Origin of the sequence: Klebsiella sp. Ech2A (genome assembly GCF_030078455.1) — a bacterium.
Classification (GTDB): Bacteria; Pseudomonadota; Gammaproteobacteria; order Enterobacterales; family Enterobacteriaceae; genus Klebsiella; species Klebsiella terrigena.
Map to the genome: position 1 here is coordinate 1 of NZ_JAQGFU010000091.1, position 18,504 is coordinate 18,504.

16 protein-coding genes and 3 pseudogenes are annotated in these 18,504 nt (G+C 52.4%); 8 read left to right on the plus strand and 11 right to left on the minus strand.

What is annotated here, in order from left to right; genetic code table 11:
• The coding region (hglS, locus tag PFH44_RS16335) for a 2-oxoadipate dioxygenase/decarboxylase HglS (protein WP_283825545.1) at positions 1 to 943 on the minus strand (943 nt) is incomplete at its 3' end.
• Positions 944 to 1,185: 242 nt separating this feature from the next.
• Between hglS and pcaH the strand changes: the two genes are divergently transcribed.
• From pcaH to PFH44_RS16350, 3 genes are all read left to right on the plus strand, one after another.
• Complete coding sequence (gene pcaH, locus PFH44_RS16340) at positions 1,186 to 1,926, plus strand: protocatechuate 3,4-dioxygenase subunit beta (RefSeq protein WP_045855186.1); 741 nt, start codon at positions 1,186 to 1,188, stop codon at positions 1,924 to 1,926.
• Positions 1,923 to 2,543, plus strand: coding sequence for a protocatechuate 3,4-dioxygenase subunit alpha (gene pcaG, locus PFH44_RS16345; RefSeq protein WP_283825546.1), 621 nt, complete (start codon positions 1,923 to 1,925; stop codon positions 2,541 to 2,543). The genes pcaH and pcaG overlap by 4 nt, the downstream gene beginning before the upstream one ends.
• 171 nt (positions 2,544 to 2,714) lie before the next feature.
• On the plus strand, positions 2,715 to 3,638 hold the full coding sequence (locus PFH44_RS16350) for a LysR substrate-binding domain-containing protein (RefSeq protein WP_283825547.1): 924 nt from the start codon (positions 2,715 to 2,717) through the stop codon (positions 3,636 to 3,638).
• A 71-nt stretch (positions 3,639 to 3,709) separates the two neighbouring features.
• Here the strand turns inward: PFH44_RS16350 and PFH44_RS16355 are convergent, their stop codons facing one another.
• On the minus strand, positions 3,710 to 3,964 hold the full coding sequence (locus PFH44_RS16355; RefSeq protein WP_283825548.1) for a hypothetical protein: 255 nt from the start codon (positions 3,962 to 3,964) through the stop codon (positions 3,710 to 3,712).
• Positions 3,965 to 4,002: 38 nt separating this feature from the next.
• Between PFH44_RS16355 and PFH44_RS16360 the strand changes: the two genes are divergently transcribed.
• Positions 4,003 to 6,375 (plus strand): membrane-bound PQQ-dependent dehydrogenase, glucose/quinate/shikimate family, encoded by a 2,373-nt coding sequence (locus tag PFH44_RS16360; protein WP_283825549.1) that lies wholly within the window; start codon positions 4,003 to 4,005, stop codon positions 6,373 to 6,375.
• A gap of 76 nt (positions 6,376 to 6,451) precedes the next feature.
• On the opposite strand, the gene PFH44_RS16365 is transcribed toward PFH44_RS16360, so the two are convergent.
• The 4 genes from PFH44_RS16365 to cybB form a co-directional block, all read right to left on the minus strand.
• Positions 6,452 to 7,570: an S-(hydroxymethyl)glutathione dehydrogenase/class III alcohol dehydrogenase gene (locus PFH44_RS16365; protein WP_045855181.1), complete on the minus strand. Its 1,119-nt coding sequence runs from the start codon at positions 7,568 to 7,570 to the stop codon at positions 6,452 to 6,454.
• A gap of 24 nt (positions 7,571 to 7,594) precedes the next feature.
• The gene (locus tag PFH44_RS16370; protein ID WP_041147608.1) at positions 7,595 to 7,870 is read right to left on the minus strand and encodes a metal/formaldehyde-sensitive transcriptional repressor; all 276 of its coding nucleotides are present in this window, start codon (positions 7,868 to 7,870) and stop codon (positions 7,595 to 7,597) included.
• A gap of 104 nt (positions 7,871 to 7,974) precedes the next feature.
• Complete coding sequence (locus tag PFH44_RS16375) at positions 7,975 to 8,448, minus strand: GNAT family N-acetyltransferase (protein WP_283825550.1); 474 nt, start codon at positions 8,446 to 8,448, stop codon at positions 7,975 to 7,977.
• Positions 8,449 to 8,557: 109 nt separating this feature from the next.
• Positions 8,558 to 9,085, minus strand: coding sequence for a cytochrome b561 (cybB, locus tag PFH44_RS16380; RefSeq protein WP_045855179.1), 528 nt, complete (start codon positions 9,083 to 9,085; stop codon positions 8,558 to 8,560).
• 404 nt (positions 9,086 to 9,489) lie between these two features.
• Here cybB and PFH44_RS28105 point away from each other — a divergent pair.
• Positions 9,490 to 9,558 (plus strand): annotated as a pseudogene (locus PFH44_RS28105) (SOS response-associated peptidase); the annotation flags it as partial.
• 166 nt (positions 9,559 to 9,724) lie between these two features.
• Here the strand turns inward: PFH44_RS28105 and PFH44_RS16385 are convergent.
• Positions 9,725 to 10,663, minus strand: a complete 939-nt coding sequence (locus PFH44_RS16385) for a LysR family transcriptional regulator (RefSeq protein ID WP_128878308.1) — start codon at positions 10,661 to 10,663, stop codon at positions 9,725 to 9,727.
• A 102-nt stretch (positions 10,664 to 10,765) separates the two neighbouring features.
• Here PFH44_RS16385 and PFH44_RS16390 point away from each other — a divergent pair, with 102 nt between their 5' ends.
• Positions 10,766 to 11,371 carry an FMN-dependent NADH-azoreductase gene (locus tag PFH44_RS16390; RefSeq protein WP_283825551.1) on the plus strand — a complete coding sequence of 202 codons (606 nt, stop codon included), beginning with the start codon at positions 10,766 to 10,768 and terminating at the stop codon, positions 11,369 to 11,371.
• A 914-nt stretch (positions 11,372 to 12,285) separates the two neighbouring features.
• On the opposite strand, the gene PFH44_RS16395 is transcribed toward PFH44_RS16390, so the two are convergent.
• From PFH44_RS16395 to PFH44_RS16405, 3 genes are all read right to left on the minus strand, one after another.
• On the minus strand, positions 12,286 to 12,957 hold the full coding sequence (locus tag PFH44_RS16395; protein ID WP_283825552.1) for an EAL domain-containing protein: 672 nt from the start codon (positions 12,955 to 12,957) through the stop codon (positions 12,286 to 12,288).
• Between the two features lie 798 nt (positions 12,958 to 13,755).
• Positions 13,756 to 15,711, minus strand: coding sequence for a sensor histidine kinase (locus PFH44_RS16400; RefSeq protein WP_283825553.1), 1,956 nt, complete (start codon positions 15,709 to 15,711; stop codon positions 13,756 to 13,758).
• Positions 15,712 to 15,929: 218 nt separating this feature from the next.
• A complete protein-coding gene (locus tag PFH44_RS16405; protein WP_283825554.1) occupies positions 15,930 to 16,094 on the minus strand; it encodes a hypothetical protein in 165 nt (54 codons plus the stop codon).
• 1,385 nt (positions 16,095 to 17,479) lie between these two features.
• On the opposite strand from PFH44_RS16405, the pseudogene PFH44_RS16410 reads away from it, so the two are divergent.
• Both PFH44_RS16410 and PFH44_RS16415 read left to right on the plus strand, forming a co-directional pair.
• Positions 17,480 to 17,592: pseudogene (locus PFH44_RS16410) on the plus strand (IS3 family transposase); the annotation flags it as partial.
• A 212-nt stretch (positions 17,593 to 17,804) separates the two neighbouring features.
• Positions 17,805 to 18,236, plus strand: a complete 432-nt coding sequence (locus tag PFH44_RS16415; protein ID WP_283825555.1) for a hypothetical protein — start codon at positions 17,805 to 17,807, stop codon at positions 18,234 to 18,236.
• Positions 18,237 to 18,336: 100 nt separating this feature from the next.
• Here the strand turns inward: PFH44_RS16415 and PFH44_RS16420 are convergent.
• Positions 18,337 to 18,504 (minus strand): annotated as a pseudogene (locus PFH44_RS16420) (TetR/AcrR family transcriptional regulator); the annotation flags it as partial.

Genomic DNA, 18,504 nt, shown 5'->3' on the forward strand with positions numbered 1-18,504 from the left:
CCCCGGCCTCGTTGAGCAGGCGATCGTACAGCGCCCGCCCCTTCGGCGTCAGCGCGATCCCGCGCTGCTCGATTTCGCCAAAACGCGCGCTGTGGGTGCCTTTATGCTCTCCGGCGAAGATCACCGGCTCCTCCAGCGCCTTAAAGCTGGTCTGGCGCAGCAGGATCGGCACGTCCCGGCGCGGCGGCCCTTCAATCAGCGCCTTCGGCACGATGCCGCACTCCGGCATCAGGGCCTGAACCCGGTCGATATCCAGGGTGCGCGGCGTCAGGTGATTGATGTGGCAGCCCGGGAAGCAGACCACGTCGGCAATCAGCCGATGCTCGTTCTGCAGGGCGTGATAGGTTTCATCGTCTACCGTGGCGTGACTGTGCCAGCGGAAGGTCTCCAGCGCCTCGCGTACGAACTCCCGCGCCTCGCCGGGCGTGAAGGCGCCGCTCTCTTCGTGCTGCGCAATCAGCTCCCGACAGCGCGGGGTAAAAATATCGCGCTTAGCCAGAATCTCCGCCGCCCGCTGACGCAGTTCATCGCTGGCGATCAGCTCGAGGCGCAGCAGCGAGGTGAAGATACGGAACGGATTGCGCGCCAGGGCGGCGTCGTCAACGGGGCGAAAGGCGGTGGAATGGACCGGTACCCCGGCCTGGGAGAGATCGTAATAGCTCACGGGGAACATCCCCATGATGGCAAACATACGGCGCAGCGTTGCCAGCTCTTCGGCGGTGCCAACGCGGATCGCGCCGTGGCGCTCAACGTTCAGCCGGGCCAGCTCATCGGCGTTCGCCAGCTGCTCATGAAGCCTGGGGTTGTTCTCCAGCACCGCCAGATTGACGTCCGCGACCAGCTCGAGGAGCGTCCCGTACTGCGGAACTTCCTGCTGATACATCGCCGACATAGCCTGTGAAAATTGTTCCCGAATCTCATCAGCCGTGATGGTGTTCGCCATGATGTCTTACCTCCAGTGAATACTTCCTGGAGTGTAGAGAAGGCCTCCCGCGCCAGCAGGAAGAATTTACAAACTGTGATGCGGGTAACCTGCCCCTGCCCTTTGTCCCGTCCGGGGCATAACCCTGAGTTATGAAACAGACCCTTTAATTTCACTTTAAATTAACAAAACATTTACACACACTGTTTCTGGCGACATTAAAACAACAGGCCCTGTACCGAATAAAACGGAGTACGTACCCTATGAACGATAAATGGTCCCCGCGCGAGGTGGTTCATCGCGACTACAGCAGCCATCCTCCCGCTTACGCTCCTGGCTACAAAACCAGCGTGCTGCGCTCGCCGCGCAATGCGCTGATCTCTCTGCAGAACTCGCTTTCCGAAATCACCGGCCCGGTGTTCAGCAGCGATGACCTCGGGCCGCTGGATAACGACCTTATCCTTAACTACGCCAAAGAAGGCCTGCCGATCGGCGAGCGCATTATCGTCCACGGCTACGTTCGCGACGGCTTTGGCCGGCCGATGAAAAACACCCTGGTGGAGGTCTGGCAGGCCAACGCCGGCGGCCGCTATCGGCATAAAAAGGATAGCTATCTGGCACCCATTGACCCCAACTTCGGCGGCTGCGGCCGGGTACTGACCGATGAAAACGGCTACTACTGTTTTCGCACCATCAAGCCGGGGCCCTACCCGTGGCGCAATCAGGTCAGCGACTGGCGTCCGGCGCATATTCACTTTTCCCTCTCCGGAGACGCGTGGGCGCAGCGCCTGATCACCCAGATGTATTTTGAAGGCGACCCGCTGATTAAGCAGTGCCCGATCGTCAAAACCATCAATAACGACGATGCCGTTCGCACCCTGATTGCCGAACTGGATACCCATGCCGCCGTGCCGCTGGACTGCCTGGCGTACCGCTTCGACCTGGTACTGCGCGGCCACCGCGCGACGCTGTTTGAAAACCGCACTCAGGGGGCCGCCCGATGAAAGACTATTTACCCGAAACCGCCTCACAAACCGCCGGCCCCTACGTCCACATCGGGCTGGCGCCGGATGCCGCGGGCTTCCACATTTTCGAGAATAACTTTGGCCCGCAGCTCACCGCTGCGGATACCGAAGGCGAGCGTATTACCATTGAGGGGCGGGTTATTGACGGCTCCGGCACGCCGGTGCGCGACGTGCTGCTGGAGATCTGGCAGGCCAACGCCGCCGGGCGCTACGCGCACCCCGACGACCGGCAGGCCGGCAAACGGCGCGACCCGGCGTTTCGCGGCTGGGGCCGCAGCTGCTCCGACTTCGACACCGGGATCTGGCGCTTTGAAACCATCAAGCCGGGCGCGGTTGTCGGCCGCGACGGCCGGATGATGGCGCCGCACGTCAGCCTGTGGGTGGTGGCGAGGGGGATCAACATCGGCCTGAATACGCGGATGTACTTTGCCGACGAAGAGGAGGCCAACCGGGGCGATCCGGTGCTCAACCTGATCGAGTGGGAGGTTCGCCGTCAGACGCTGATTGCCCGGCGCGAAGTGCGCGGCGGCGAAATTGTCTATCGGTTCGATATTCATCTGCAGGGCGAGAACGAAACCGTCTTTTTCGATCTTTGAAACCATTGCGCCCCCGCATGCCCCGGTTCCGCCCGGGGCATCGGCTTTTTGGCGTCAGGTAAAATCATTTGTAATATAACAAGAGTAAATGTTAATAATATTTTGCCATTGGGTTATCAAATTTAAACAATATCGCTTGTCACTCATACCGCTCTGTTTTTAGTATCAATTATGGAAAAAAACGCTCTCTTTAGTCAGCGCATTCGCTTGCGCCATCTACACACCTTCGTGGCCGTCGCTCAACAGGGAACGCTGGGGCGTGCGGCTGAAACACTTAATCTTAGCCAACCCGCTTTATCAAAAACGCTCAACGAGCTGGAGCAGCTGACCGGAACGCGGCTTTTTGAGCGCGGGCGTCTGGGCGCGCAGCTGACGCTGGTTGGGGAGCAGTTTCTCACCCACGCGGTAAAGGTTCTCGACGCGCTCAACACCGCGGGTCAGGCGCTTAACCGCAAAGAAGGGATGAACCCCGACGTGGTGCGTATCGGCGCGCTGCCGACCGCCGCGCTCGGCATTCTGCCGACGGTCATCGGCCAGTTTCACCAGCAGCAGAAAGATATCACTCTGCAGGTCGCCACCATGAATAACCCCATGCTGCTGGCGGGTCTGAAATCGGGGGAGATTGATATCGGCATCGGGCGCATGTCCGACCCGGAGTTGATGAGCGGCCTCAACTATGAGCTGCTGTTTCTGGAGTCCCTGAAGCTGGTGGTTCGCCCCGGCCACCCGCTACTGCAGGAGACGGTAACCCTCAGTCGGGTGATGGACTGGCCGGTCGTCGTTTCACCGAAGGGGACCATCCCCCGCCAGAATGCCGAAACCCTGCTGCAAAGCCAGGGGTGTAAAATTCCCGCGGGCTGCATAGAAACGCTTTCGGCTTCGCTATCGCGCCAGCTGACCGTCAATTACGACTATATCTGGTTCGTCCCCTCCGGGGCGGTGAAGGACGATCTGCGGCGCGGCCTGCTCAGCGCGCTGCCGGTACCGACCCAGGGCGCCGGGGAACCGATCGGTATTCTGACCCGGGTTGATGCCACCCTCACCTCCGGCGCGCAGACCCTGCTCAGCGCGATTCGCAAATCGATGCCCGCGTGAGCCTCGTTTCCGGACGGAGCGCCGCCTCCCGGCGCCTCTTCCGGGCAAACCCGTTACTCCTTCCTGCCTCCTTAGCCTCCCGACCGCTCCCGGTTTGAATCCGGCCAGGCCCGGCGGCGCCCGAGCGCGGATATCGCCGCTTGCTTAGCAGCGTAATCAATTAGTGCGAAATTATTTATTAACAATTGCGCAAACTTCGGTAACAGATTTATCATTGCCACGATTTCACCATATGGTTCACATGAAATCAAAATTAGCAAAAAACCCTCTTTCATGAAGCCATTTATCGCTTCACTCAAAAGATACAGATTTAATTTTTGATTCATTTGGTTCACACCTGAGAACGGGTGGTTAAGGAGACAACATGACAACGGGTCACGCGCCACGAGGATTCCCCCGGATCCTGAAGTGGCTTCTCGCCGGGCTGATGCTGATAATCGGCCTGGCCATCGGTATTCCTGGCATAAAGCTCGCCACGCTCGGCGGCAGCCTCTATTTCAGCCTGATGGGGCTGGCGATGGTTATCGCCTCCGTACTCATCTTCCGCAACCGTCGCAGCGGCATCCTGCTGTACGCGCTGGCGTTTGTCGCGTCCATTGTTTGGGCCATCAGCGATGCCGGATGGACCTTCTGGCCGCTGTTCTCGCGCCTGTTTGTCTTCGGCGCGCTGGCGCTTCTTTCAGCCCTCGTCTGGCCTTACTTTTCGGCAAAAGCGACCGCCAAAGGCCCGGCCTTTGGCCTCGCCGCGGCGCTGGCCGTGGTGCTGGCCGTCAGCTTCGGCTGGATGTTCAGGGCGCAGCCGCTGGTGAACGCCACCGAAGAGGTGCCGGTTAAGCCGGTTGCCGCCGGAGAACAGCAGAAAAACTGGGAGCACTGGGGCAATACCACCCACGGCGATCGCTTCGCCGCGCTGGATCAGATTAACAAGCACAACGTGAATCAGCTGCAGGTGGCGTGGGTCGCCCACACCGGGGATATTCCGCAGAGCAACGGCTCCGGCGCGGAAGACCAGAACACCCCGCTGCAAATCGGCGATACGCTGTATGTCTGCACCCCTTACAGCAAGGTGCTGGCGCTGGACGTTGATAGCGGCAAGGAAAAATGGCGCTACGACTCAAAAGCCACCGCGCCGAACTGGCAGCGCTGCCGCGGGCTCGGCTATTACGCGGACGGCGTGGCCCGGTCGGCCCCGGCGGCTGACGTTCAGCCCGCCTCCTGCTCCCGTCGCCTGTTCCTGCCAACCACCGACGCGCGCCTGATCGCCATCGACGCCGATAGCGGCAAATCCTGTGAAGCCTTTGGTGAACACGGCGTCGTCGATCTGAGCGTTGGGATGGGTGAAATCAAAGCGGGCTACTACCAGCAGACCTCGACGCCTCTGGTGGCGGGGAACGTGGTGGTGGTCGGCGGCCGCGTGGCGGATAACTTCTCCACCGGCGAGCCTCCGGGCGTGGTGCGCGCCTACGACGTCCACAGCGGCAAGCTGGCGTGGGCGTGGGATCCGGGTAATCCGAGCCTGACCGGTCTGCCGCCGGAGGGCCAAACCTACACGCGCGGTACGCCTAACGTCTGGTCAGCTATGTCTTATGACGCGAAGCTGAACCTGATTTATCTGCCGACCGGCAACGCCACGCCGGACTTCTTTGGCGGCGAGCGGACCGCGCTTGACGATAAGTACAGCTCGTCGATCGTGGCCGTCGATGCGGCTACCGGCCGGGTACGCTGGCACTACCAGACCACCCATCACGATCTGTGGGACTTCGACCTGCCGTCGCAGCCGCTGCTGTACGACCTGCCGGATGGCAAAGGCGGGACCACCCCGGTGCTGGTACAGACCAGCAAGCAGGGCATGATCTTTATGCTCAACCGCGAAACCGGTGAGCCGGTTGCCAAAGTGGAGGAGCGTCCGGTTCCGCAGGGCAACGTGGCGGGCGAGCGCTATTCGCCAACCCAGCCCTACTCCGTCGGCATGCCGATGATCGGTAACGAAACGCTGAAAGAGTCGGATATGTGGGGCGCCACGCCGGTCGATCTGCTGATCTGCCGCATTGCCTTTAAATCCATGCGTCATGAGGGTATTTTCACCCCGCCGGGCGAAGATCGTTCATTGCAGTACCCGGGCTCGCTGGGCGGCATGAACTGGGGCAGCGTGTCGGTCGACCCGAATAACGGCCTGATGTTCGTTAACGATATGCGTCTCGGCCTGGCCAACTATATGGTGCCGCGCGCCAAAGTGGCAAAAGACGCCAGCGGGATTGAGATGGGTATCGTGCCGATGGAAGGTACGCCGTTTGGCGCCATGCGCGAACGCTTCCTGTCGCCGCTGGGTATTCCGTGCCAGAAGCCGCCGTTCGGTACGATGTCGGCGGTGGATCTGAAAAGCGGGAAGCTGGTGTGGCAGGTGCCGGTCGGTACCGTTGAGGATACCGGCCCGCTGGGGATTCGGATGCATATGCCGATTCCCATCGGCATGCCGACCCTCGGCGCATCGCTCTCTACTCAGTCCGGCCTGCTGTTCTTCGCCGGTACCCAGGACTTCTACCTGCGGGCGTTTGATACCGCCAGCGGTAAGGAAATCTGGAAATCCCGTCTGCCGGTCGGCAGCCAGTCCGGTCCGATGACCTACGTTTCGCCGAAAACCGGCAAGCAGTACATCATCATTAATGCGGGGGGCGCACGTCAGTCTCCGGATCGCGGGGACTATATCATCGCCTACGCGCTGCCTGACCAGCACTAAGCGCAGCGTCCTGTAAAAGTCATACCTGCCGGTGAAGCCGCCGGCAGGTATTTTTTTGCCTCGGCGTCGGCCGCGGTTACTGGTCGCCGAAATGAATAACGGTACGAATTGATTTACCTTCGTGCATCAGGTCAAACGCTTCGTTGATCTGATCCAGCGGCAGGCGATGGGTGATAAACGGATCGAGACGAATTTTGCCCGCCATCGCGTCTTCAACCATGCCCGGCAGCTGGGTGCGCCCCTTCACGCCGCCGAATGCGGAACCGCGCCATACGCGACCGGTTACCAGCTGGAACGGCCGGGTTTTAATCTCCTGGCCCGCACCGGCCACGCCGATAATCACGCTCTCGCCCCAGCCTTTATGGCAGCACTCCAGCGCCGAACGCATGACGTTGACGTTGCCGATACACTCAAAGCTGAAGTCCACGCCGCCGTCGGTCAGCTCAACGATGACGTCCTGTACCGGCTTTTCGTAATCACGCGGATTGACAAAGTCGGTCGCGCCCATCTCTTTGGCGAGGGTGAACTTATCCGGATTGGTATCGACCGCCAGAATGCGCCCGGCTTTCGCCTGTACCGCGCCCTGAATCACCGCCAGACCGATTCCACCGAGGCCAAATACCGCCACCGTATCGCCCTCTTTCACCTTCGCGGTGTTGTGAACGGCGCCGATCCCGGTGGTCACGCCGCAGCCCAGCAGGCAGACTTTCTCCAGCGGCGCCTGAGGGTTAACTTTCGCCAGCGAAATCTCCGCGCACACGGTGTATTCGCTGAAGGTGCTGGTGCCCATATAGTGATAAATCGGCTCGCCGTTGTAGGAGAAACGGGTGGTGCCATCCGGCATCAGGCCTTTGCCCTGGGTGGCGCGAACCGCCTGGCAAAGGTTGGTTTTGCCGGATTTACAGAATTTGCACTCGCCGCACTCGGCGGTGTACAGCGGAATAACGTGATCGCCCGGCTGCAGGCTGGTCACCCCTTCGCCGACTTCAACAACAATGCCACCGCCTTCATGCCCCAGCACCGCCGGGAACACGCCTTCCGGATCGTCGCCGGAAAGGGTAAAGGCATCGGTATGGCAGACGCCGGTGTGGGTGATTTTGACCAGCACTTCGCCTTTTTTCGGCGGCGCGACGTCAATCTCAACGATCTTCAGCGGCTGGCCCGGGCCAAACGCGACTGCTGCACGTGATTTCATAAGGGTCTCTTCCTTCGTCGTGATTTATTTTAAGTAGGATCGTAGCAGATGGCCGACTTCCGCCATTCTTATCGCTCTCTGGTCGGGGGTGGTTTCGCCGCTTACCAGCTCATCCTGGAGATGAATTTCCACCATCTCCCCCATCAAACCATTGGTTGCGCCGCGAATTGAGGCGATCTGCTGCAGGATTGTCATACAGGACTCGCCGGACTCCAGCGCGCGCTCAAGCGCCTCGACCTGCCCGCGAATACGGCGCACGCGGCTCAGCGCGCGTTTTTTGTCTTCAGGTGAATGTGGCACGGTGACGCCCTCCATATCATATAGGGGGGTATACTATATTTAATTACGCAATCTGGCAAATTGAAACGCCGCTTTAACCGTAGCACAGCGGCGCCGTTTTAGGCTCAGTTCAGCTCCAGCGCCATGTCCACGCAGCGCAAATCGGCGTTAGCCAGCTTTGATGGCAGCCATTTTTCACCGAGCGCGACAAAGCCGTGGCGCAGATAGAAACCGGCGGCGTTGGGCGTGGCTTCCAGCGTGATCCGCGTCAGCCCCCGACGGCGCGCTTCGGCGATTATCGCCGTCACGATTAGCCCGGCGTAACCCTTACCGAAGCACTCCGGGCGGGTAAAAATCGCCTCCACGCTGCCGGCGCGCAGATCGAGATAGCCGGTGGCGGCCGTTCGCCCGCCCTCCTCTTCAACCACGTAAAAGGGGTTGTCGCGCACCGCATGACGATAGCCTTCCGGCATCATGTCCGGCGTCCAGGCCCGCAGAACCTCAGCCTCATAGCTTTCACAACAGCCGTGGCGTATCGCCTGATTGCGGATCTCCCATAGCGCCGGCGCTTCGTCCGGCGCGGCAAGTCTGACTCTCATCTTCATTCCCCTTTTCCCGTGGATGCCATCAGATGTATCACAGTCTGCGGCAAAAGAGATAAAAAAACCCCGCACGAGGCGGGGTCTGAAGGTAGAGAACCACCGGGCGCTAGCGCCTGCGCGGCATCATGCGCAGCAGCGTATTGTCTTTCCACAGATAGTGATGCATCAGCGCCGCCAGCGCATGGAGGCCAACGACGAAGTAGCCGGTATTCGCCAGCAGGCTATGTACGCCCTTCAGCGTGTCCACCAGCTCAAAATTACTTTGCGCCGCATAGGGCATCGTCAGGCCAAACGCATACCACGGGTTGCCGCGGTTATACATCATGACCATGCCGACGATCGGCAAGGCGATAAACAGCAGGTAGATAACCAGATGCCCGAGGTGCGCGAAGCCGGTCATCATCGGCGATGGCTTCGGCACAATCGGCGGCGCGGGCGACTTCAGGCGTACCAGCAGGCGCACTACCATCAGTACGCAGATGGAAATGCCGCAGGAGACATGGATCATATTAATCAACGGCCGGTCGCTGCGGGGGAAAAAGCCCCGCAGCTCCATGGCGGCATAGGCGCCAACCACTAATAAAAATACCAGCCAGTGGATGCCTATCTGCAGGCCGGAGTATTTATCGCGCATGGGAAAAAACCCTTAACAAAACTGTGATGTCGACAACATAACGACCTTTTATTAAAAATTCATTAACTTTTACGTACTTATAAGAAACAATCGCGGGGAATCATTCGTTGATTGGCAATACAAGGAGTTAGGTTGCGCAGCCAACGGGCAATAGCGCACGTTTACGGCCTTTTTAATGCCCCAAAACGCCCTCAGGTCCTTTCCCCCAAAAACTCCCTAAAATACGGCGTGTTTTCTCCATTAAATTGACAGGTTCCAGGCAGGTTTTATGTTTGAACACAACGCTTCCCTCGAAGTGAAACTACTATATTTCTCTATCATCAGGCATGAACATATTGCGCAACTCTTATAGTCAGCATATTCCCTACACTTAAGGCGCATTCACATTTTACTGCGGGGGAATCATGTGTGGACGTTTTGCTCAATCACAAACCCAAGAAGAATACCTGGCTTATCTGGCCGAAGAAGCCGATTCGAAGCCAGGTTGAGTGAATGGCGTAGCCGCTGCCGTTTCGAGTATCCGGCAGTTAGCATCAAACTGACATGCCCCGGTTTGGTTAAAAGTTTCTAACAGGTTCACTGCGAGTTCTCGTCACAGTCATCATGCTGTCATTATCGTCAGAATAACTTAGGCCAGGATTAATCCGCCGCTTGCGAATCGTCATGTTTATCATCGCCCGCGATCTGCTGCGGTAAACCGGCCAACAGCTCATCAACGACGACGCGGATCTTCTGCGGCACCCACGCGGCTTCCGGCCAGACGGCGCTGATGGCAAAGCGAACGCTGACACTGTCGGGTAAAATCCGCCGTAGCGCTCCCCGCGCAATCTCTTCGCCGACCAGCCAATCAGGCAGCCAGGCGATCCCCAGTCCGCTTTTGGCCGCAGCGGCAATCGCGGCGAAATCATCCATCGCCGTGCTGACCGACGGGCGAAAATCGACCGTCGTTCCCTGCGCATCGCGTAGACGCCATTTTTGCATCTGCCCGCCGTAAAGATAACCGACGGCCACATGTTCATGCAGTTCCGCCAGCGACTGCGGAGCGGAGCGGTTCTGGAGATACGACGGTGACGCGCACAGCGTCATACCGTGCTGGCCCAAGCGCCGGGCTTTGAGAAAGGAGGAATCGGTCAGGGTGCCGATACGTATCGCCAGATCGAATCCCTCTTCAAACAGGTTCACCTGCCGGTCGTTAAACGACAGCTCTAACTTAAGCTGCGGATAGCGTTGGCTAAGAGAAAACAAGATGGGCGCCACGCAGCGCTGGCCAAACAGTACCGGCAGGCTGACCCGCAGCCGCCCCTGAACCTGGGTTTTACCGCGTTGGATTTCATCTTCCGCATCGCGCAGGTTATCCAGCGCCTGACGGGACTGCTGATAAAACCGCTCTCCCTCTTCGGTCAGCGTCTGCCGACGGGTGGTTCGCTGAAATAATGCCACGCCGAGTCGCTCTTCCAGCCGGGAGATGGTCTTGCCGACGGCGGAGCGCGTCAGGTGCAGTTTCCCGGCAGCCTGCGCAAAGTTGCCGCTTTCAACCACGGCAACAAATACCGGAATCGCGTTCAAATCACTGCGCATCGATTGGTTCCCTTATGGATACAATTAAGGAAAATAATGTCACTACTGGTGAAAAAAAGACAGTGTTAACCTGCACTCCATATCGTTAATAAGGAGTCCACCATGAGTCACGTCTTAATTTTGAAATCCAGTATCAACGGCATTGCGTCGCTGACTAACCAGCTGATTGATGAATACATGCAGACCCGCCGCGAGGCTGGCCACCAGGACACCATCGTCGAGCACGACCTGGCCGCCCTGGCGCTGCCTAAACTCGACGGCGCGCTGTTCGCCGCTCTGCGCGGTGCTGAGGATCCGCGTCCGGCAATCCAGCAAGCGATCGCGACCTCTGATTCACTGATCGGCGAGTTAAAGGCCAGCGATCTGCTGGTGATTGGCGCGCCGATGTATAACCTCAACGTGCCTACGGACCTCAAAAACTGGTTCGATCTGGTGGCGCGGGCGCGGGAAACCTTCCGCTATACCGAAACCTGGCCACAGGGGTTAGTCGAAGGGGTTCGCGCGGTGGTGATTAGCTCGCGCGGCGGCATTCACGAGGGTCATCCCAGCGATGCGGTTACGCCGTACCTGCGAGCCGTGCTGGGGTTAATGGGCATCAGCGACGTTGAATTTATCTATGCCGAAGGCATGGATATTCGCCCGCACGGCCGCGATGCCGGTATTGCCCGCGCCCGCCAGCACATTGCCCTTACCGCCGGGCGAGCCTGATCGTCATTTGCTTGCGGCTGGACTGGTAAAAGCGACGCCATTGCTTTAGACCTGTCTAAATCTGGTAATGACTAAAAGAATATGACCATAGAGCAACACCTGCAGGTCAGCGCCAAGGAAGTCGCTGTCCTGCTCAAATCGATAAGCAACCTCCTCAGTCAGCATTTTTCCTTACTTAAGACTTACCCCCAATTTAATGCGGGATCATCATGTGCGGACCTATTGTTCAATCACAACCACGAGAAGAGTGCCCGCCTATCTGGTCGATGGATCCGATAGAGGTATCGTCTTTCACTCGAGGCTAATCGGACGTTAAGCCATCGCACCAGACACTAAAGTCTTGCTACTGAGTGAAGGCAACGGACAGCTGCGCCTCGGTCTTGTTCATTAAGACCAGGCGCCAGGGGAAAATGGGCGGGTCGTCAAAATGCTCTGCCGGTATGACTGATAATATTCTTAGTCTAAGAATTTAATATCTTGAATTAAAGAAAAAGCCTCGCATAAGCGAGGCTGGCAATAATGAGGTATGCTTTATTATCTATCATGTGATGTAATTCAGGCATCACTGATTAAAATGACAACACCCTACCATGTAACCATTGCTCTTTTCCATACAACCCTTCCCTTTCTTACTTCCTTTAAATACAACACCCTATGAGTCATAAAAAACAAAGCAACAGAAAATACAATTATTACAAAATAAAAAACCATCCCCAGTGATAATAAAAAAATCCCAGGCAATGCTACCAGCATTATCAAAGAAGATATATACGTAGATGTTAATGTTATTTTTCTTCGTACCGCTCCAGGAACATATCCGACGATCTGGAAAGCGTTGCAATTATGGCAGCGATCTTCACTAATTAAATCACTATCGCAAAATGGACATTTTTTATCATTCTTCATGACATATATTAACACTCAATATAGTAGTAATAACTCTCCCATAGCCTGCCTTGACATGCGATATCACAGACCGAGAAAACCTTCTTCTTTTGTTCTGTCGTTTCTACTCCTTCGACTATTACGAAATCACTATGAGCTTTTATCTCACTTAGTTTTTCCGGGAGATTAAATTCATTTTCAATATCCCAAAAATAGTCCTTATCAATTTTAACACATCCGAATCTAAAAAATTCCAGCAATTTCATACTTGTAAACCCGCGGCCAAAATCATCCAACCAGACTGGACACAACATGGAAAGCGAATTTATTTCTGGCATACAACTATAACTCTTGAACTCATGGAACTCTTCATTAATCTCAACGGTAATGTTGCTATGTTTTTTTATGTAATCACTCACATATCTGTCATGCAGTATATGATCGCTAATTAGGCCATCAACGTTTATTGAAATTGGTTTCCCTCCAGTGCGAGAGGTATCCAGAGCAGGGATTAGCAATAGCTGTTTATTAAAAACATCTATCCTTTCCCGTTCGTTTAACTCACAGAAAAGAAATGCTGTTTCATTATTTTTAAGGATATTCCTCGTTAATATTTCCCATGAATGAATGGAACCATCACTTTTGATCGATGGTTCTAAAACAAAACTGTAGCATTCAATTCCCTCACTATTCTTAATCATTAACGTAACACCAGAGTAGGAATAATCCTAATCATTGCATAAATAAAAATTAAAAAGAAATAGTTTAAAATGATCGATAAAGATCATTTGATAGTTAAAACCTATCACAAGGTAAGTATCGATCGATTATACAAATTGATTTACCGATTACCGAGAAAAAAAAGATAGCATAAATTACATTTAATCAATAAATATCAGTAAGTTACATGATTTATTTTTAATGCGTAAAACTGAACGAGTCTCACGTCCCGATATGCGTTTAATCAAGATAACCTTGTGGCTTTGTCCTTTTTTATTTCTATTACTTCAGTTTTCATTGTTGCAATATTAGATATTAAAATATTTTTACTTATATTTAATTGTTATTTAAAACACCACACCGAATTTTATTTTGGCTTTTTATTAAAATACCATCATCGCCAGCAATCCAGTTAATTATTTCATTTAAGACACAGAGAACCAGGGACGCAAAACACCTTTCCCGTCGGTAATTGTATATTTTATCTTATGCTTAACTGCCCGATTCATCATTGCTATAAGTGGTCATTCCTATTGTTGACAACACCCCCTATCTCAATCAGTCCCTACAAGAATACCCCACACGCATTCTCTTGCTGTGGTAGATATACGCAACGGTAACGCATCACTAGTTTCATAACCGGAGACATTATTGATACATTTCAAACTCTCGATATCCATATTAAACTGCCTGACTCCAGATTAATTCATCCGGAGCCTCAGAAAAGGTGAAAGTCCAGGGTTTGTGGTGATGGAGTTTAGTCCAGGACATCGTTCATACTAACGGCATAGCATATCTGCGCGGTCTTCAATTGAGCTACCAGAAAGATTAATTGTCATTGCAAATGTGCGCGCAAAAGCCCCCTCAATAATTAATTTCAACTCTCCACCATGTGCTTGCACAATTTGTCGCGAGACATACAGACCAAGACCGGTTCCACGCAAATTACTTTTCTGTGTATCAACTCTATAATAACGCTCAAAAACATGCTCAACGTACTGCGCGGGGATTCCAGGTCCCTCATCACTAAAAAATAACTCAAGCATGTCATCTTTCAGGAATATAGCAATCTCAATCTTACCATGAGGAGTGTACTTAACCGAATTATCGAGAATGTTTGCGATTGCGATACAAAGCAACCCTTCATCCAAACATATCTCTGGTGAATTGTCATCCAGAGTTACCCTTTGTCCATTAAAAGTAATTTCCATATGATGGTTCTCAGAAAGGTCCACAACAATAGCAGCCGTTTTTATCATTCTAAATAATGGCACTTTACTGCTTTCGATGCTTAGACTAGCGGAAGATAGTCTGGCATCAGCCAAACAATTGTCTGTTAATTGTACTAGTCGGGTTGCTGCCCGGTGAATGCGATCGAGGCGAGGCTGCTGCATTGTAAAATTAGTACAAAGACGCAGATTATCAAGTGCGGCCATAATTACCGCAAGTGGTGTTCGGAATTCATGCGCGACCATCCCCATAAATTGGCGTTGATTAAAACTAGCTTCGCGCTCACTGCGTAACTCTCGAGCCAACTCTTTTTTTTGCTCTAGCTCAAGATTTTCTGCCCTTACCCGCAAACAGGCCAAAATAAGCACGGTAAAAGCGTGTATCACTAATGTGTATTGCCACGCATTGAGAATATAATTATTGAAAGAAATAAAACCATTTAAAGATAATAAAATAAAAACCACAATAAGAACATAAATTGGTGGCATCAAGCCTATAACAAATGACAAAAGATTTACATTTTCTCGCTGCCACAACATCCATGATGTTATAATCAATACTGGAGAAACAATAACAAACATCACTGTCTCCAACTGCATCGCCATACCATATAAATCAAGCGGGACACTCAACTGTAGCAACAAAATCACGCTTATTATAAAAATCAAAAAACGGTATAACCTATACATATGTTTTTTTAGGTTGAAAATTTCACAATGCAACCATAAAGCGGTAGCATATCCTAACAAAGATAGGGAGCTAATCATGTAATCTTGTATTGGCAGAACAGTGGAGCCAAACACCCACGCAGGGAATCCATGTAAAGCTGCAACCAAAAGATAATTCAATGAAAAAAGGCATACCCCCCATAGTAGACGGCGGCGTAACATTATCGCAAGCCATAATGCAACTCCGCTGACCACCAGACCGACACCGAAATAAAAACTCCAGAATGCCGTATCCTGTGTTGAATTCGCTAAAAATTCTTTTGCCGATGACAGAGATGCCAGAAAAAGCAGAGTACTGGTACTGTGCATTTTAAATACTACCTCATAACCGACTACCGGTGGCGGCAGAATCAAAACACTTTCTCTATACTTGATGTCGCTATTTTTCTCAGTAGAACGATCGCCAAACTCTTTAGTAATCCAATGAGGGTCATCGGAGACAGGACGGTAATATATTGTCAAATAATCAATAAATGATGGTCCTAGTTTTAACCATAGCTTATCTCCTGAAAATGAAGATGCTGGTAAATAAACCTTCATCCAGTATGTGTTTGATGAAAAACCAAATGATGGTATTTGGTGATATGTCTTTAACTCTTGTTGTGGAAGCATCAAAAATGACTCTAACGTCATACCGCCACTTTTATCAGCATACCATTGAATACTGATATCAGGACCAAGATTTAAAACGCGCGCAATAGCATTATTTCCGCCGTAAATAAAAACACTGCAAAATGCCAACAAAATAGTCCTAAGCCATTTTTTCCAGATATTCATATAAAACACTTTGATAGCCGTTATCAGAAAACTTACAATTCATCATTCCATTATCATTTATGAACTCACTATCTACGACCCACACTTATTAATAATAAGTAAAACATTTAATGAATTAACACTTTAGCCCCCTAAAATAGATCACCGCATTACATTCAAGCCCATCAATTTATTAGTCATAATCGTTCATACCGTACGTCATTAATAATATAAGTAAATTATTTTTTCTTTATTTTATCAGTATTGCGAATTGCCATATGATGTTCCCGGACAATCGATGACTTACGACCACCACCCACCTTATTTATTTTCAGGCAAAGAGAAATAATAATCAGGCATAAAACAAAACCAAAGAAAACAGCAAGAATTAAATTCACTAACATGTAACTTCTCTCTCCAGAAGAACAAAGAACATTGATATTTAATTTTGTAATATCATTAGCTCCCTTTAGAATACCCTTATTGTAAGAATTTTCTCAATCCCGTATCAGTCTCATTTCTCTCATTTCTCTCATTTCTCTCAAAAAACTCGCAAAACTTCTAACAGGAAAAGAAAACCCACAAACGCATTTTAAAATCAATTAGTTATTGACGTACGGCGATAGCTCAGAGCATGTTTCAAATCATCATGTCGAATATTTTGGATGTTGGCTATGACTCACCTAATAACTTCAGCATCATTCTGTGATTCTTCTTCCACTATTTTGCCAGCAACCCTCACGAAAATCCTGACCAACTAATCAACACCTCGCCATGAAGGAACGTGATACGACTTTGCACAGAGTGGCCTACCCCGCATGATGATCGCCGGAGGCTGCCAACGGCACCCTGCTGAGGGTTATGACGAGAAACTACAGGCATCGCGGATCAACGGTTGCCCATCGAGGAGATAGTTTATCTTTGTACTCTCCGGCTACAGCCTTTACGGTACGCTCGTTGAGGACGGCGGCATACGCCGATAACATGCTCAACCATTGACGCTGCCTATGCCAGTGCGTGATGGCAGTGCTTATTGCGATAAAAACATGGAGAGGATTGCGCGAAGATAGAACGGAGCAATGAACTGCAAAAACTCGAAGGTTGCGACCAACAGGACGGCATCCACTGATAACAGGCCCCCATCAAGCCGAGGGGCTAGTACGACGATGGGTAGGGAGATCATTTTGGGTGGCAATAGTCATCGATAGAGTAAGCGAGTATCTCAACTCTGCGTATGCTGTTACTGACCTGTAAGCTATAAATATTGGGTCGTGAACTTACCGGGAGTTTACTATTGCCGTGCTGGACGTAGCCGCACCATCAGACTGAATATTTGAAGCAGAATTCCAGTCTTTGCCCATAAGAGCACCGTCAGACTCGCCCGAGGACGAAGAGCCAACGTCTTCCCCCTCAGGCGGCGGGATCGAACCAGCAATGGCTTCATCCGCGCCTGCTCCGTCAGGTACAATGCTTGTCCACTTTCCATTATTCGAGTAAGTATCCTCTCCACTTACCTCATTTGGCATGCTGTCAGATGTTGTCCCGTCGTCATTAATGCAGAACTGCCCCCCGAGGTTGTTAGGCTCGCAATCTGCCGCATAGGTGAACGTAGTCAATGACATAAGTGTAAATACGGACAACAGTATTTTTTTAAATCTCATATGTACCCGATGTATTAGCAATGAGCGTATGCTAACTATATTATTTTCTCTCATAAATCGTAGTTAATATGTGTGAGTCTTTGTAATCATGTTATGAACTTGTTGTTGAGGACTAAAACCGCCGTCTTCGGATTTACTGCCTGTTAAAACCGAATTTTCGTCGCATGGAAAACAGCGTCTGCCGCTGCGTAACCCGGCGCCACTGGCTACGTCGGAAGAGTTAAACCAGAGCGGGTCAATTAGTGGGGTTTAGGAATATCCAATCGGTTTTGGGCTAATAGCAAACAAACAATGTCCCCAGGTAACAATAAACCTGCCTGGGTACCACTCCGCTCTCAGCCCCAGCGCATTGATGTATAAGCTGAGGTAAATCTTAAATCCTTTATCGGGCGGGAGTTTTAATATTTCGGCCATAGCTTAAATGGTAAAATTCGCGCCGGTTGTAGACCCCCTATGACCAAGGTCCGCCCTTGTGCTCTTGCACAGGGATCCCGGGCGGACCACCTCATCACGCCCCAGCATCGAACCGGCATGCCGTACGAAATGCAACCGGGACGGTCAACCTGCGCCGTCACATGCGAAGCGCAACAAATAGCGGCCCCTGGCCTGTGTCAACCCAATAATCTGGCAGTTGCCCGCCGCGCTTTTAATCCGCATGGTTGTGTTCTGGAAAATCAAAGGATGATGACGGTGTTCAACAATCTAAGCGTTTTAAGAGCCTGGCTCTATTTTTCATCGATTTTTACCTGCCTGGCGCTGGGCGACATCATTGGAGAGCATTTTTTTGACGGCTCCAGAATTCCATGGTTCATCGCGCTGGCAGCATCATGCGTTATCAACTGGAACCTGTCGGCCCATATTAAGAAGCTCAGCCGCCCTGCTTAACCGCATCGTACCCGGCACGCCATCGGTACTTGTCGAGTAGCAGCAACGTGAGGGAAACGTTGCCGCAGGCTGGCTGCACGTCGTTGCCAGCGAAAATCGATTAATCCGCATGCGGTAGCGCGGTCAGCGCCACGTTAACCGCCGCCAGCAGTCGCGATTGCGCAACGCCATCGCGAGCCTGAACCGACAGGCCGTGCAAAAAGGCGGCGAAATAATAACCCAGGCCGTCAGCGGCGGTCGTGGCTGGCAGCGCGCCGCTCTGCACCCC

What these genes read in the sequence shown, in the direction of transcription:
- PFH44_RS16400 (WP_283825553.1), bottom strand. Translation starts at nt 15,711, where the DNA reads ATGAATATCTGGAAAAAATGGCTTAGGACTATTTTGTTGGCATTTTGC.
- cybB (WP_045855179.1), bottom strand. Translation starts at nt 9,085, where the DNA reads ATGCGCGATAAATACTCCGGCCTGCAGATAGGCATCCACTGGCTGGTA.
- PFH44_RS16375 (WP_283825550.1), bottom strand. Translation starts at nt 8,448, where the DNA reads ATGAGAGTCAGACTTGCCGCGCCGGACGAAGCGCCGGCGCTATGGGAG.
- pcaG (WP_283825546.1), top strand. Translation starts at nt 1,923, where the DNA reads ATGAAAGACTATTTACCCGAAACCGCCTCACAAACCGCCGGCCCCTAC.
- PFH44_RS16350 (WP_283825547.1), top strand. Translation starts at nt 2,715, where the DNA reads ATGGAAAAAAACGCTCTCTTTAGTCAGCGCATTCGCTTGCGCCATCTA.
- PFH44_RS16415 (WP_283825555.1), top strand. Translation starts at nt 17,805, where the DNA reads ATGACCAAGGTCCGCCCTTGTGCTCTTGCACAGGGATCCCGGGCGGAC.
- pcaH (WP_045855186.1), top strand. Translation starts at nt 1,186, where the DNA reads ATGAACGATAAATGGTCCCCGCGCGAGGTGGTTCATCGCGACTACAGC.
- PFH44_RS16355 (WP_283825548.1), bottom strand. Translation starts at nt 3,964, where the DNA reads ATGAATCAAAAATTAAATCTGTATCTTTTGAGTGAAGCGATAAATGGC.
- PFH44_RS16365 (WP_045855181.1), bottom strand. Translation starts at nt 7,570, where the DNA reads ATGAAATCACGTGCAGCAGTCGCGTTTGGCCCGGGCCAGCCGCTGAAG.
- PFH44_RS16405 (WP_283825554.1), bottom strand. Translation starts at nt 16,094, where the DNA reads ATGTTAGTGAATTTAATTCTTGCTGTTTTCTTTGGTTTTGTTTTATGC.
- PFH44_RS16395 (WP_283825552.1), bottom strand. Translation starts at nt 12,957, where the DNA reads ATGATTAAGAATAGTGAGGGAATTGAATGCTACAGTTTTGTTTTAGAA.
- PFH44_RS16390 (WP_283825551.1), top strand. Translation starts at nt 10,766, where the DNA reads ATGAGTCACGTCTTAATTTTGAAATCCAGTATCAACGGCATTGCGTCG.
- PFH44_RS16385 (WP_128878308.1), bottom strand. Translation starts at nt 10,663, where the DNA reads ATGCGCAGTGATTTGAACGCGATTCCGGTATTTGTTGCCGTGGTTGAA.
- PFH44_RS16360 (WP_283825549.1), top strand. Translation starts at nt 4,003, where the DNA reads ATGACAACGGGTCACGCGCCACGAGGATTCCCCCGGATCCTGAAGTGG.